Below are 14,097 nucleotides of genomic sequence, written 5' to 3'. Positions count from 1 at the left end.
CAGTCTGACCCATTTGAGAGAAGCGCCGCTTGTTTACAGGCGGCCGAGGAGATAGCAGCTTATGTCTGAGCGCTTGAACAACGCATTTCAATTCGTCGAAGTGGATCGTAAGGATCCGAAAAAGAAGCCTTTAATTACGCGTAAAGGGCAATTCGTCGAAATTTATAAACCATTCGAAGAGACCGGAGCGAAAGATCAAGCGCACCGCTGTCTAGAGTGTGGTAACCCATATTGTGAGTGGAAATGCCCAGTGCATAACTACATTCCTAACTGGCTAAGGCTAGTTAGCGAAGGCAGCATTTTAGAAGCCGCGGAGTTGAGTCATCAAACTAACTCTTTGCCAGAAGTGTGTGGTCGAGTTTGTCCACAAGATCGTCTTTGTGAAGGCGCTTGTACGCTTGGTGAAGGTGGTTTTGGTGCCGTGACAATCGGTTCTGTTGAGAAATACATTACAGACACCGCGTTTGCTTTGGGCTGGCGTCCAGATATGTCCAACGTTGTACCGGTTAACAAAACCGTTGCGATCGTTGGTGCAGGCCCTGCAGGTTTGGCTTGTGCAGACATCTTGGTGCGTAACGGCATCAAGCCTGTGGTTTTTGACAAGTACCCAGAAATCGGTGGTTTGCTGACCTTTGGTATTCCAGAATTCAAACTGGAAAAAAGCGTCATGACACGCCGTCGTGAAATTTTTGAAGAAATGGGCGTGGAGTTTGTACTTGGAACGTCTGTTGGTGACGATGTGCCGTTTGAACATGTATTGGAAGAGTACGATGCCGTGTTCCTTGGCATGGGTACTTACAAATACATGAAAGGCGGTTTCCCAGGCGAAGACTTACCAGGTGTTCATGACGCCTTGGATTACCTGATTTCCAACGTTAATCATTGCCTAGACTTCGAAGAAGACGAAGCTGATTACGTGAACTTAAAAGGCAAGCAAGTCGTTGTCTTGGGTGGTGGTGATACGGCGATGGACTGTAACCGTACTGCGATTCGTCAAGGCGCGAAAAGCGTGACGTGTGCGTACCGTCGTGACCAAGAAAACATGCCCGGTTCCCGTAAAGAAGTACAAAACGCAAAAGAAGAAGGCGTTCAGTTCCTTTTCAACCGCCAACCAGTAGAAATCATTGGTGATGGTAAAGTGGAAGGTATCAAGGTTGTCGAAACACAAATGGGTGCGCCTGACGAAAACGGTCGCCGTACGGCTGAGATTGTAGAAGGCAGTGAGCAGATCATTCCTGCAGACACCGTATTGATCGCTTTTGGTTTCCAAGCGAGTCCAGCGCCTTGGTTCGAAAAATTCGGCATCGAGACTGACGCTCGTGGCCGTGTTGTCGCACCTAAGAAAGGCAAATTCATGTTCCAGACTACCAACGAGAAGATCTTTGCTGGTGGCGACATGGTACGTGGTTCTGACTTAGTGGTAACCGCTATCGATGAAGGCCGCAAGGCTGCTGAAGGGATTATGGATTTCCTAGACGTCTAAGTGCGATAGCTTCGCTCGTGACCTTGTCGAGTTTTGAGTCAAAGCGCCAATCAGAGCAATCTGATTGGCGCTTTTGTTTTGGTGATTTGTTATAGCAAGTAATCTAAATCACAATCCACTTCGTATGAACTTTATTAACTCATAACCATAGGCTAATTATGTTTTCTTTTCTTAAATCCGACCCGATTAAAAAGCTCGATAAAGAATATGGAGAGCTATTGGAAAAAGCCATGCAAGCACAGCGCGGTGGTGACATCAGACTCTATTCAGAATTGACGCAAAAAGCCGAAGTAGTGAAAGCCAAAATAGACGAAGCTAAGTCTGCATAGGTCGAGTGATAAAAAACGCGGTGCCATGCTAATGGCACCGCGTTTGTAGTTTTAGTGCATAAATTGTGAGCGCTTGGCTCTTTTTAATGACTAAGACGGTGTGGCGTTGTCCATTGGCCGAATCAGTGCCAAGCTTTCTTCTGCGAAACCTGTACCGGCTTCGGTGTAGAAGTTGAAGACGTTGTCTATGCCGCTGTTGATGAGGATTTCTCTTTCATCTTGGTAACGGGCAATCGCGGCGATTTGTCCCGTGTAATTGGCTTTACGCAACTGGATGGCGACATTGGTGGTGTCTTCTGCTGCTGGTAGGGCAAGCAAGACTAAATCAATGCGAGTGGTGTCCAAGCGCTCCCATAAGTCGGCGTCTTCACCGTCCCCGTAGAAGACGTTTTCTTTGTCGGCTTGCATTTGGTTAATACGGTTCCGATCGGCATCCATACCGGCTACGGTATCTCCAACAAAGCCTTTTAACGATTCAAACGCACCACGGCCAACTCGACCTAGACCAACCACCAAAATATCGCTGTTGACCGGCTGTACGAAACGGTCTTCAGGTAAACAATCTGCGCTTTCAAACCGGCGAATGACGTCTTTGTTTTTACGGTACATACGGTGAACGTTGCGATAAAGCACGCTGGTGATGACGAAAGAGAACGAAACGGCGAGAGCCAAAACAACTAGCCATTCCTTTTCTAACCAGCCGTTCGCCACACTCAGAGCAACGACAATGAGGCCAAATTCGCTGTAGTTTGACAGAATCATTGACGACAGGAAGGATGTTCGACCGCGTAGTTTCATCTTGGTTAGTAGCAAGAAGAAGAGTGCGAACTTTGCCAAAATGACTAAGGTAATGATCAGGCTGATGCCGATCATGCTTAATGTTGGTAGGGCGGTAAAACCAATGGATAAAAAGAAGCCTATCAAGAATAGGTCCTTGAAGTTCATTAGGGACTTATTCATTTCAGCGGCTTTAGAATGAGAGGCCAACAGAATACCGAAAATCAGCGCCCCTAAATCGCCCTTAACGCCCACCAAGTAGAATAGCTCGTAGCCACCTAGTGCAAGAAAAAGCCCAGTTAACGGAAGCATTTCTCCGTGACCAGCTTTGTCGACGATCTTGTTAATAACAGGGCGAATCAGCAGTAGGCCAAATAATCCAAGAGCCCAGATAGACGGAACCTTACCTGTGGCTGCGACAAGGAAAATAACCGCCACTATGTCCTGCATAACCAAAATGCCAAGAGACAATTGTCCGTGACGGGTTTTTAATTCGCTACTTTCCTCTAATAGTTTCATAACGCAAACGGTACTGGAGAAGCTGAGCGCAAAACCAATAAGCGCCGCGGTTTTGAAATCCAGCACGCCAAAGTAAGGCAGACTTAATGTGCCAAGTAGTAAGGCAATACCTGCAAACACTATGGTGCTTATGCCCATATGACTAAGTGTTGATGCCCAGACTTCCCGTTTTAAAAGGTCCTTAACATGCAATTTTAAGCCGATGCTAAACAGCATCAGCGTAATGCCAATGTTGGCAAGAGAATCCAGAGTATTGCTTGGCTCTAATCCTGCGTAATTAAGTAGAAAGCCAGCCAACAAAAAACCTATTAGTGGCGGTAAATTGATCAACTTGACGGCCAGTCCGCAGGCGAATGCGAATAAGATCCAAATGAATTCCATAGATTCCTTCTAATGTTAGAGAGTCGGTAAATAGAGCTTTTATCATACGAAATTTGACTGAGGCGTGCAGCACGTAATATGGCTATTTGGAGGCGTCCTTACAATTCGATACACATAACAAAAATGATATGAAGACAAACATTTATTCTATTTGATTGGTATGTACATTTTGCCTACTCTGGATGATAGGTTTTTCAAGACCTGATTGGCTCGAAAAAATAATCATAAAAAATCTACGGTCACTGAAGCTTGTTCCTTCATGGTACTTGCCTTGGCTGTAACAGGAGAAGCTAATGAACTATCTAAAAAACGCCATTGCTGGTTTAGTACTAGGTGCCACTGCGCTGAGTTCCGCTAGTGTCTTGGCTGCAGAGGGTTATGTGGGTATTGCTATGCCAACTAAGTCTTCCGCTCGTTGGATCACCGATGGTGATTCCATGGTGCAACTCTTCAAAGATGCGGGTTACAAAGTCGATCTGCAATATGCAGAAGATGAAATCCCTAACCAACTTTCCCAAATTGAAAATATGATCGTAAAAGGCGTTGACGTTCTTGTCATTGCTGCGATTGATGGCACGACTTTATCTAACGCATTGGAAAATGCTGATGCGGCTGGGATTAAAGTTATCTCCTATGACCGTTTAATTAAGAACAGCCCATATGTTAGCTACTACGCGACATTTGATAACTTCAAAGTGGGTGTGTTGCAGGCTAAGTCTTTGGTGAGCGGCATGGAAAAACGCGGTAAAGGCCCTTACAACGTTGAATTGTTCGGGGGCTCTCCTGATGATAACAATGCTTACTTCTTCTATAACGGTGCCATGTCTGTACTTCAGCCAATGATTGACTCTGGCAAAGTAAATGTTGTTTCTGGTCAAATGGGCATGGACACAGTTGGTACCCTACGTTGGGACGGTGCAACCGCTCAAGCGCGTATGGATAACTTACTGTCTGCCCATTACACAACCAAACGTGTAGATGGCGTATTGTCACCATATGACGGTATTTCTATTGGTATTTTGTCATCCCTTAAAGGTGTCGGTTACGGTTCTGGCAATCTAAAAATGCCAATTGTTACTGGTCAGGATGCGGAAGTACAATCAGTGAAATCCATCATTTCCGGTGAGCAGTATTCTACTGTTTTCAAAGACACTCGTGAGTTAGCCAATGTGACTGTTGGTATGGTGCAAGCGGTGTTGAATGATGCGAAGCCTCAAATCAATGACACGACAACCTACGACAATGGTATCAAGGTCGTTCCTAGCTATTTGCTTGAGCCTGTAACAGTAGACAAATCCAACTGGCAAGATGTGCTATTGGGCAGTGGCTACTATACGAAGTCTCAGATCGAATAAGCGCACGATTACTGTGCTTATCAATACTCTGTAAGAACTTTTTATTTGTCCTAACTCAACAATAATAAAACAGCAAGTGCGCTATTGACCGTGAATCAATGCGGTAATGGCGCACCTGCTAATGGGATGTTTTATGGAAAATATTATTTTGGAAATGCGCAGCATTACCAAGACGTTTCCTGGAGTAAAAGCCCTCGACGCTGTGAACCTTAAAGTTCGTTCGGGCGAGATCCACGCCTTAGTGGGTGAAAATGGCGCGGGTAAATCGACTCTCATGAAAGTGTTGAGTGGGGTTTATCCACACGGAAGTTATGATGGCGATATTCTGTTTAATGATGAAACCGTCGCGTTTTCCGGCATAACGGACAGCGAAAAGAAAGGCATTATCATTATTCACCAAGAGCTAGCGCTCGTGCCGCTTTTATCTATCGCTGAGAATCTATTTTTAGGCAATGAGAATGTTGAAGGTGGTGTCATTAATTGGCCAAAAACCTATTCTCGTACGCAAGAGCTGTTAGCAAAGGTTGGTTTAAAAGAGTCTCCTTCCACTTTGGTTGGTCAATTAGGCGTAGGCAAGCAGCAACTTGTTGAGATTGCCAAGGCCCTTGCTAAAGATGTGAAGCTGTTGATTCTGGATGAGCCAACGGCTGCGCTGCAAGAGAACGACAGCGCTAAGTTGCTTGATCTATTGTTGGAATTTAAAGCTCAGGGTATTTCCTCCATCCTGATTACCCACAAATTAAACGAAATCAGCCGTGTTGCAGACAGTATTACCGTTATTCGTGATGGTGCCTCTGTATCGACATTAGACTGCCGTGCGCAAAGCATCAGTGAAGAAGACATTATTCGCGACATGGTTGGACGCGATATGGAAAACCGCTACCCAGCAAGAAATAACCCAACTGAAGAAGGTCACTTAGGGAAAACCTTGTTGGAAGTCAGCAATTGGAATGTTTGGCATCCTGAAGCGGTAGATCGTCAAATAATTCATGACATCGCCTTCAATGTACATGCCGGTGAAATTGTTGGTATTGCGGGTTTGATGGGATCGGGTCGAACAGAATTAGCAATGAGCCTATTTGGACAAAGTTACGGTAAAAATGTTCAAGGTGAAGTGCGCTTACGTGGCGACATCGCTGATTTGTCCACGGTACCTAAAGCGATAAAAAGTGGTTTGGCGTACGTAACGGAAGACCGTAAAGAATTGGGTTTGATTCTTGAAGAAACCATTCAAACCAACACCACCTTAGCCAACTTAGATCGTGTGTCCTCAAATGGCGTGATTGATGAAAACATCGAGCGCCAAGTGTCAGAAGATTATCGCAAAGCCCTTAATATTCGTACGCCAAGTGTGTTCCAGAAAGTGATGAATTTATCTGGTGGTAATCAACAAAAAGTGGTGTTGAGTAAATGGCTGTATTCACAGCCAGACGTATTGATTCTAGATGAGCCAACTCGCGGTATTGACGTGGGTGCCAAGTTTGAAATTTACAGCATCATCAATGAACTTGCCGATGATGGCAAAGGTGTGGTGATGATTTCTTCAGAGATGCCAGAGTTGCTTGGCATGTGTGATCGTATTTACGTGATGAACGAAGGCCGTTTTGTTGGTGAGTTAGACAAAGCGAATGCGAGCCAAGAAAAAATCATGTCAATGATAGTGAAAGCGTAACGGAGTAATAATAATGACAACAAAAGAAACCTCTACAGTGGTCCAATCGGCACCTTCTGTTACCAGCTACTTGAAGTCGCATATGCGTGATTACGGTATGTTGATCGCACTGGTTGTGATCATGGGCATGTTTCAATTTTTGACCGATGGCACTCTGATGCGTCCGGTTAACTTAACTAACTTATTCCTACAAAACAGCTACATCATCATCATGGCGATTGGCATGTTGCTGGTTATCGTCGCTGGCCATATCGATTTGTCGGTTGGCTCTGTGGCAGGCTTTATTGGGGCATTGGCTGCGGTGATGTCGGTTAACTATGACTTGCCAACCATTCTGGTTGTGCCTGTGTGTCTTGTTGTTGGTTTGATCATTGGTGGCTTGCAAGGCTATTGGATTGCCTATTGGAAAATTCCGGCCTTTATCGTGACCTTGGCGGGTATGTTGGTGTTCCGTGGTTTGACACTGGCGTTACTAGAAGGTCAATCTGTTGGCCCTTTTCCGAAAAGTTTTCAGCTATTAAGTACGGGATTTATCCCTGATGTATTTGGTGTGGGTCGTCCAAATGTCACTGCGCTTGTATTAGGCGTATTGGCTGCGAGTGCCATTGTGTTTTTGGCGGCACGTAGCCGATCTAGAGCGTTGAAATACGGCATTCAAGATGAGCCTTTCTCTTTCTTTATCGTAAAAAATGCTTTGGTTGCCATCGCTATTATTTACTTGTCTTACCTATTAAGTACTTACCGTGGTTTGCCAAACGTTTTAATGACAATGGCTGTATTGATCGCGGTTTATACATTCTTAACCAACAGCACCACCATCGGCCGTCGTATTTACGCCTTGGGAGGCAATGTTAAGGCCGCTAAGTTGTCGGGCATTAATACAGAACGTTTAACGTTTTTGACTTTTGCCAATATGGGCATGTTAGCCGCACTGGCTGGTTTAATCTTTGCGGCACGTTTGAATACAGCGACGCCAAAAGCCGGTTTCGCCATGGAGCTAGATGTTATTGCCGCCGTCTTTATCGGTGGTGCTTCCATGACAGGTGGTGTCGGTAAAATCATCGGTGCGGTGATTGGTGCCTTCATCATGGGTGTAATGAACAACGGGATGTCGATCTTAGGTATTGGGATTGATTGGCAGCAAGTTATCAAAGGTTTGGTCTTGCTTGCAGCGGTTATCTTCGACGTCTACAACAAACAAAAAGCGCGCTAAGAACGCGGGTTAAGGAGCGATTTATGTTGTTTTTATCTCAAATTAAACAAGGTGGTGTGGTCTGTCGTGAAGGCGATGAGGCACACCTTGTTCTTCATGCATCGAGTGTTTATGAACTCGCAAAAGAAGCCGTTAAAAATGGCGTGCCGCTGAAGTCTATTATCGAAAAACATGGTCTAGGTGAGGCGATCAATTTGGCCGAACTTGCTAACAAAAACCAATTAGATTGTCCTGTACGCCATCCAGATCCTGCACATATGTATTTAACTGGAACGGGTTTGACCCATTTAGGCTCTGCTGCAACGCGAAACGCCATGCATGCAAAAAGTGAAGAGCTAACGGATTCGATGAAGATCTTCCAAATGGGCGTTGAAGGCGGCAAGCCAAAAGACGGTGAAGAGGGTGTACAGCCAGAATGGTTTTATAAAGGCAATGGCGCTGGCGTGGTTGCGCCGGGTGATGCTTTGCCTTCACCATCCTTTGCATTAGATGGCGGTGAAGAGCCTGAAATCGCTGGTTTTTACTTGGTGGGTGATGACGGCAAAGTGCATCGTCTTGGGTATACCTTGGCGAATGAATTCTCCGATCACGTGACAGAGCGCCAGAACTATTTGTACTTGGCTCATTCAAAATTGCGTCCAGCGTCATTTGGTCCTGAATTGCTAGTGGGCGAATTGCCAATGCACATTGATGGTCATTCACGTATCGAACGTGGCGAGAAAACGCTTTGGGAGAAAGGCTTTTTATCTGGTGAGGACAATATGTCACACACCTTTAAGAACCTAGAACACCATCATTTTAAATACTCTATTTTCCGCCAACCAGGCGATCTGCATGTGCATATGTTTGGCACAGCGACCTTGTCGTTTGCAGATGGTGTTCAGGTTAAAGAAGGCGATGTATTTGAAATTTCCTCTCCTACTTTTGGCTTGCCATTACGTAACGCCTTGGCGAAAGAAGCAGAGTTATCCACTGAGGTAGACGTGCTATGAAAAAGCCAATGGCCGTTTACCCCGACTTAAAAGATCGTTCTGTGTTTATCTCTGGTGGTGCGACAGGTATCGGTGCCGCCATTGTTGAAGCGTATGCCAAACAAGGTGCAAAAACGGCCTTTGTGGATTTGGATGAAAAAGCCGGCTCTGCGCTTGCTAAACGTCTTACCAAAGAAGGCTACGAAGTGCGCTTTGACGTGTGTGACATCACGGATATCCAAGATTATCAAAGCAAAATCCGTGCGGCAGCAGAGGTTTTTGGCCCAATTTCAGTATTGATGAATAACGCGGCCAACGATGTGCGTCATTCTTTGGAATCGCTGACCGAAGAGCGTTTCGATGAATTAGTTGGTGTGAACATCAAGCACGCTATGTTCGCAGCGCAAGCTGTCGCGCCAATGATGCGCAAACTGGGTGGTGGCTCGATTATCAATTTTGGTTCTGTGGGCTGGATGATGCCGACAGCAGGCTACCCAACTTATGGTACGAGCAAAGCCGCGACCCATGGTTTAACTCGCTCTCTTGCCCGTGATTTAGGTGGTGCAGGTATTCGAGTGAATACTTTGGTGCCGGGTTGGGTGATGACAGAAAAACAGCTGCGCATGTGGGTTGATGATGCTGCAGAAGAAAAGATTAAACAAAGCCAATGCCTAGCAGGCAAAGTGCTTCCCGAACACATCGCCAACATGGCGTTGTTCTTAGGGTCCGATGCGGCGGCAATGTGCTCGGCGCAGAACTTTATTGTTGATGGAGGTTGGGTATGAGTGATTCTAAGAAAAGCACGTTCGTACCAAAAACATGGCCGCGTAAATTACGTTCCACTGAATGGTTTGGTGGGACATCACGTGATCACATTTACCATCGCAGCTGGATGAAAAACCAAGGCTTACCGGCGGACTTGTTTGATGGCCGTCCAGTAATTGGTATTTGTAATACTTGGTCGCAGCTAACACCTTGTAACGCCCATCTTCGCGATCTTGCTGATCGAGTGAAGCATGGTATTTATGAGGCGGGTGGTTTGCCACTGGAATTTCCTGTGTTTTCTGTGGGTGAAAGCTCACTTCGCCCAACGGCTATGATGTATCGCAACATGGCGGCCATGGACGTGGAAGAAGCCTTGCGTGCGAATCCGCTCGACGGTGTTGTCTTGTTGGCAGGTTGTGACAAAACTACTCCAGCGCTGCTTATGGGCGCGTGTAGTGTCGATATTCCATCGATTGTCGTATCTGGTGGCCCAATGTTGAATGGCTACTTCAGAGGCGAGCGTGTGGGCTCTGGTACCGCTTTGTGGCAAATGTCGGAAGACATTAAAGCTGGCAAGATGACGCAAGAAGATTTCCTTGAAGCTGAGCAATCTATGTCTCGCTCTGCTGGTGGTTGTAACACCATGGGAACCGCTAGCACCATGGCATCGATGGCCGAAGCCTTGGGTATGGCGTTATCTGGCAACGCAGCGATTCCGGCGGTAGATAGCCGACGTCGAGTGATGGCGCACCTTACTGGTCGTCGTATTGTCGATATGGTCAAAGACGATTTGAAACCGTCTGATATTTTGACTCGCCAAGCGTTTGAAAATGCGATTCGAGTTAATGGTGCAATTGGTGGCTCCACCAATGCCGTGATTCACTTATTGGCCATTGCTGGTCGTGTTGGTGTGGATTTAAGCCTAGACGATTGGGACAAATTGGGCCAAGAAATCGCCACTATTGTGAACTTAATGCCGTCGGGCAAATACTTGATGGAAGAGTTTTTCTACGCAGGCGGCTTGCCTGTGGTAATCAAGCATTTGGCTGAAGCTGGCAAACTGCATAAAAACGCCATTACCGTGTCTGGTGAATCCATTTGGGAAGAAGTAAAAGAGGTTCGTAACTGGAATCCAGATGTTATTTTGCCCGTTGAAAAAGCACTGACACAAAAGGGCGGTATTGTTGTATTGAAAGGCAACCTTGCGCCACAAGGAGCGGTATTGAAACCTTCCGCAGCGTCGGCGCATTTATTGCAACACCGTGGCCGCGCGGTTGTGTTTGAAGACATTGATGACTACAAAGCTAAGATCAATGACGAAGCGTTGGACATCGATGAAAACTGCGTCATGGTGCTAAAAAACTGTGGGCCAAAAGGTTATCCAGGCATGGCTGAAGTCGGCAATATGGGCTTGCCACCAAAAGTGTTACGCAAGGGCATTAAAGACATGGTGCGTATTTCTGATGCTCGTATGTCAGGAACCGCCTATGGCACCGTGGTTTTACATACTACGCCAGAAGCCGCTGCGGGTGGACCATTAGCCGTTATTCAAAATGGCGACATGATTGAATTAGACGTGGAAAATCGTCGACTTCATGTGGACATTTCGGATGAAGAAATGGCAACACGTTTAGCGAACTGGAAAAGTCATTTGGAAGCACCAAAAAGTGGTTATATCAAATTATTCCATGACCACGTACAGGGTGCCGATACCGGTGCTGATTTTGACTTCCTAAAAGGTTGTCGAGGCGCTGCGGTGCCAAAAGACAGCCATTAAATTAAGTTTTTTAAGTCTGACTCTGCCTTGTGATGGCAGCACCGCCCCAACGGACATCCCTGTCCGCGAGGGGCGTAACGCCCATCCTTGGGCTTGATGCTTGCCATCGCTAGGCTACTTCAGAGCTTAATTTAATTTAATGTATTGAATTTCATTTATTAAAGAGAGGAGTGAGTATGTTAACGGGACAGCATTTTATTGCCGGTAAATGGGTAAAGGGCGACGCAACATTTTCTTCAACGCCTGCTACAGGACCTTCTCATGAATTTGCCGTTGGTCGCGTGTCAGATGTGGATGCAGCGGTAGAAGCAGCCGAAGCTGCTTTTGAGGAATTTGGTTATTCCACTCGTGAAGAGCGTGCTGCTTTTTTGAATGCGATTGCTGATGAAATTGATGTGTTAGGCGATCAAATTACTGAGGTTGGCGTGCAAGAGACAGGCTTGCCAGTCGCACGTTTGCAAGGCGAACGCGGCCGTACAACAGGTCAGCTACGTTTATTCGCTGAGCGTATTTTGTCTGGTGAATACTTGGATCGTCGTTTTGATGAAGCCTTGCCAGATCGTGCCCCATTACCACGTCCAGATATGTACATGGTGCAGCGTCCAATTGGTCCTGTTGCTGTGTTCGGCGCGTCTAACTTTCCATTGGCGTTTTCAACAGCGGGCGGCGATACCGCAGCGGCATTAGCAGCAGGTTGTCCTGTTGTAGTGAAAGGTCATTCAGCTCATCCGGGAACGGGTGAATTAGTCGCTCAAGCCGTTGATGCGGCCGTAAAACGTTGCAAGATGCCAGCCGGCGTCTTTTCTTTGATCCAAGGCGGTAACCGTCAAGTTGGTCAAGCTTTAGTTCAGCATCCGTTAATCAAAGCGGTTGGCTTTACTGGCAGTTTGGCGGGTGGTCGTGCTTTGTTTGATTTGTGTGCGGCGCGTCCAGAGCCGATTCCTTTCTTTGGCGAACTGGGTTCTGTGAACCCAATGTTTGTGATGCCGGAAGCGGTGAAAAACCGTGCTGAAGAGTTAGGTAAAGGCTGGGCGGGTTCATTGACTATGGGCGCAGGGCAGTTCTGTACAAACCCTGGTATTGCGGTGATGTTAGACAACGCCGATTCAAAAGCCATGATTGCAGCAGCGAGTGCGGCTCTATCTGAGATCTCTGCGCAAACCATGCTAACGGATGGCATTGCTGATGCTTACCGCTCAGGTGTGGCGGCAATAGAAAAAACAGGTATTGAGTCGGTTGTTCGTAACGCAGACACAACAGATAGAACGGCATTACCAAACTTGTTCACGGTAACGGGTCAAGCATGGCTAGATCACCCAACTCTTCATCAAGAAGTCTTTGGTCCTCTTGGTTTGGTGGTTCTGGCGGAAAGCGTCGAGCAGATGGTTGAGTTGGCTCGTCATTTGGAAGGCCAGCTGACCTGTACTATTCATCTTGATGAAGGCGATCATGCAGCTTGTCAGAAACTTCTACCAGTGTTGGAGCGCAAAGCGGGTCGTTTGCTAGCGAATGGTTTCCCAACAGGTGTTGAAGTGAACGATACCATGGTACATGGCGGGCCGTATCCGGCGTCGACAAACTTCGGTGCAACCTCAGTTGGCACCTTGTCGATTCGTCGCTTCTTGCGCCCAGTGTGTTATCAAAATATTCCAAAAGCTCTGTTGCCAAAAGATTTAGCAGGCTAGTGGTGATGAATTAAATATCCCAAGGCGGGTTATTAAGCGAGTTCGGTTGTTAAATCAACCGACTCGCTTTTTTTTGCTTCTTGGTCAAGTTAATCACTAAGGGTTACGTGTTCGCTGGCTTTTGTTCCAGCTCGGCAAGCACTAAACGCTTGAGCTGATTGGCAAGAGGCGATAATTGGCGACCACGCATTTGTAATAAATAATAAGGACTCATGATTATTTTTCGGTCTAGTTTAAGCGTTTTTAAATCGGCTTTTACTTTATGACCAACCAACAAGTCGCTCACTTCTCTTGCCATAGGTGCAATGGCGTTAGAAGAAACTAGAATCGCGATCAATGCCAATAATGACGTGCTGTTGGTGATACTTAATGGCAATTCGGCGCGTTCTTCCATAAAGGCGGCTTCAACCGCTTCGCGTATGGGAGCGCGATGAGACTGCATGACCCATTCAAAATGAGCTAAATCTTTTACTTTGACGACATCTAAGTGAGCTAATGGATGGTCTTTACGAACTAATAAATTGACCGATTCTGTGCGCGCTGGGTAAATCTCAAATTCGTTGGCGTCGTATTGCTTGGGAATACGGGCAAGCACGAAGTCATTGTGTCCAGCGACTAAATCGCGCACCAAAACATCACTGGTATCGACGTTAATATCAATTTCTGCTTTGGGTGCGATAGCACGCAGTTGCTGAATAGCGGGAATGACAAAACCGACGGCCGCACCTGTTACCGCGCCAATGGCGGTGGTTCCACCGCCGCCTTCTTTTAGTTCATCCACTTCACGGGCAAGATCGCGTAACTCAACCAAGAGGTTGTGCGCCCGACGTGCCACAGCTTGACCAACTAAGGTTGGTTCCATGCCTTTGGCGTGACGAATAAATAAACGTGTACCGATTGTTTGTTCAATTTCACTCAACATGCGTGACGCAGCAGGCTGTGTCATTGCCATTTCATCGGCGGCAATGCCCAATTGACCATGCTCGGAAATAACCGAAATTAAACGCAGTTGATTGAGTTTTAAATGCTTGGCCAGACCTATGTCCATATCGACCTCTGTTATTGTTTTTAATGAAGATATCTTACTCTAAATAGAAGCTATTTGCGTCTAATAGCAATAAAAAAGCCCAAATAAATGGGCTTTTGAAGAGTTTTTGAGTTCATTGAATT

General features: G+C 46.4%; 11 protein-coding genes. 9 read left to right on the top strand and 2 right to left on the bottom strand.

Features of this window, described 5'->3' with window-relative positions:
- Positions 1 to 61: 61 nt before the first annotated feature.
- Both KDW99_RS18780 and KDW99_RS18775 read left to right on the top strand, forming a co-directional pair.
- A complete protein-coding gene (locus KDW99_RS18780) occupies positions 62 to 1,483 on the top strand; it encodes an FAD-dependent oxidoreductase (protein ID WP_255826952.1) in 1,422 nt (473 codons plus the stop codon).
- 158 nt (positions 1,484 to 1,641) lie between these two features.
- Positions 1,642 to 1,812, top strand: coding sequence for a DUF6435 family protein (locus tag KDW99_RS18775; protein ID WP_255826943.1), 171 nt, complete (start codon positions 1,642 to 1,644; stop codon positions 1,810 to 1,812).
- Between the two features lie 90 nt (positions 1,813 to 1,902).
- Here KDW99_RS18775 and KDW99_RS18770 read toward each other — a convergent pair whose 3' ends face one another.
- On the bottom strand, positions 1,903 to 3,489 hold the full coding sequence (locus tag KDW99_RS18770) for a cation:proton antiporter family protein (RefSeq protein WP_255826942.1): 1,587 nt from the start codon (positions 3,487 to 3,489) through the stop codon (positions 1,903 to 1,905).
- 293 nt (positions 3,490 to 3,782) lie between these two features.
- Between KDW99_RS18770 and chvE the strand changes: the two genes are divergently transcribed.
- The 7 genes from chvE to KDW99_RS18735 all read left to right on the top strand — a co-directional run bounded on the left by chvE (position 3,783) and on the right by KDW99_RS18735 (position 12,927).
- Complete coding sequence (gene chvE, locus KDW99_RS18765) at positions 3,783 to 4,844, top strand: multiple monosaccharide ABC transporter substrate-binding protein (protein WP_255826940.1); 1,062 nt, start codon at positions 3,783 to 3,785, stop codon at positions 4,842 to 4,844.
- A gap of 133 nt (positions 4,845 to 4,977) precedes the next feature.
- Positions 4,978 to 6,516 carry a multiple monosaccharide ABC transporter ATP-binding protein gene (mmsA, locus tag KDW99_RS18760; protein WP_255826933.1) on the top strand — a complete coding sequence of 513 codons (1,539 nt, stop codon included), beginning with the start codon at positions 4,978 to 4,980 and terminating at the stop codon, positions 6,514 to 6,516.
- A 13-nt stretch (positions 6,517 to 6,529) separates the two neighbouring features.
- A complete protein-coding gene (mmsB, locus tag KDW99_RS18755; protein WP_255826931.1) occupies positions 6,530 to 7,729 on the top strand; it encodes a multiple monosaccharide ABC transporter permease in 1,200 nt (399 codons plus the stop codon).
- A 23-nt stretch (positions 7,730 to 7,752) separates the two neighbouring features.
- On the top strand, positions 7,753 to 8,721 hold the full coding sequence (gene araD1, locus KDW99_RS18750; protein ID WP_255826928.1) for an AraD1 family protein: 969 nt from the start codon (positions 7,753 to 7,755) through the stop codon (positions 8,719 to 8,721).
- Positions 8,718 to 9,485: an SDR family NAD(P)-dependent oxidoreductase gene (locus tag KDW99_RS18745; protein ID WP_114411502.1), complete on the top strand. Its 768-nt coding sequence runs from the start codon at positions 8,718 to 8,720 to the stop codon at positions 9,483 to 9,485. The genes araD1 and KDW99_RS18745 overlap by 4 nt, the downstream gene beginning before the upstream one ends.
- On the top strand, positions 9,482 to 11,242 hold the full coding sequence (araD, locus tag KDW99_RS18740) for an L-arabinonate dehydratase (protein WP_114411503.1): 1,761 nt from the start codon (positions 9,482 to 9,484) through the stop codon (positions 11,240 to 11,242). Before KDW99_RS18745 ends, araD begins: the two co-directional genes overlap by 4 nt.
- Before the next feature lie 176 nt (positions 11,243 to 11,418).
- Positions 11,419 to 12,927 carry an aldehyde dehydrogenase (NADP(+)) gene (locus KDW99_RS18735; protein WP_255826914.1) on the top strand — a complete coding sequence of 503 codons (1,509 nt, stop codon included), beginning with the start codon at positions 11,419 to 11,421 and terminating at the stop codon, positions 12,925 to 12,927.
- 103 nt (positions 12,928 to 13,030) lie between these two features.
- Here the strand turns inward: KDW99_RS18735 and KDW99_RS18730 are convergent, their stop codons facing one another.
- Entirely contained in the window at positions 13,031 to 13,975 is a 945-nt protein-coding gene (locus KDW99_RS18730; protein WP_255826903.1) for a LysR family transcriptional regulator, read from the bottom strand.
- Positions 13,976 to 14,097 lie beyond the last annotated feature (122 nt).

The organism is Marinomonas rhizomae, assembly GCF_024397855.1.
Classification (GTDB): Bacteria; Pseudomonadota; Gammaproteobacteria; order Pseudomonadales; family Marinomonadaceae; genus Marinomonas; species Marinomonas rhizomae_A.
This window is presented reverse-complemented; position numbering and strand designations above follow the sequence as displayed.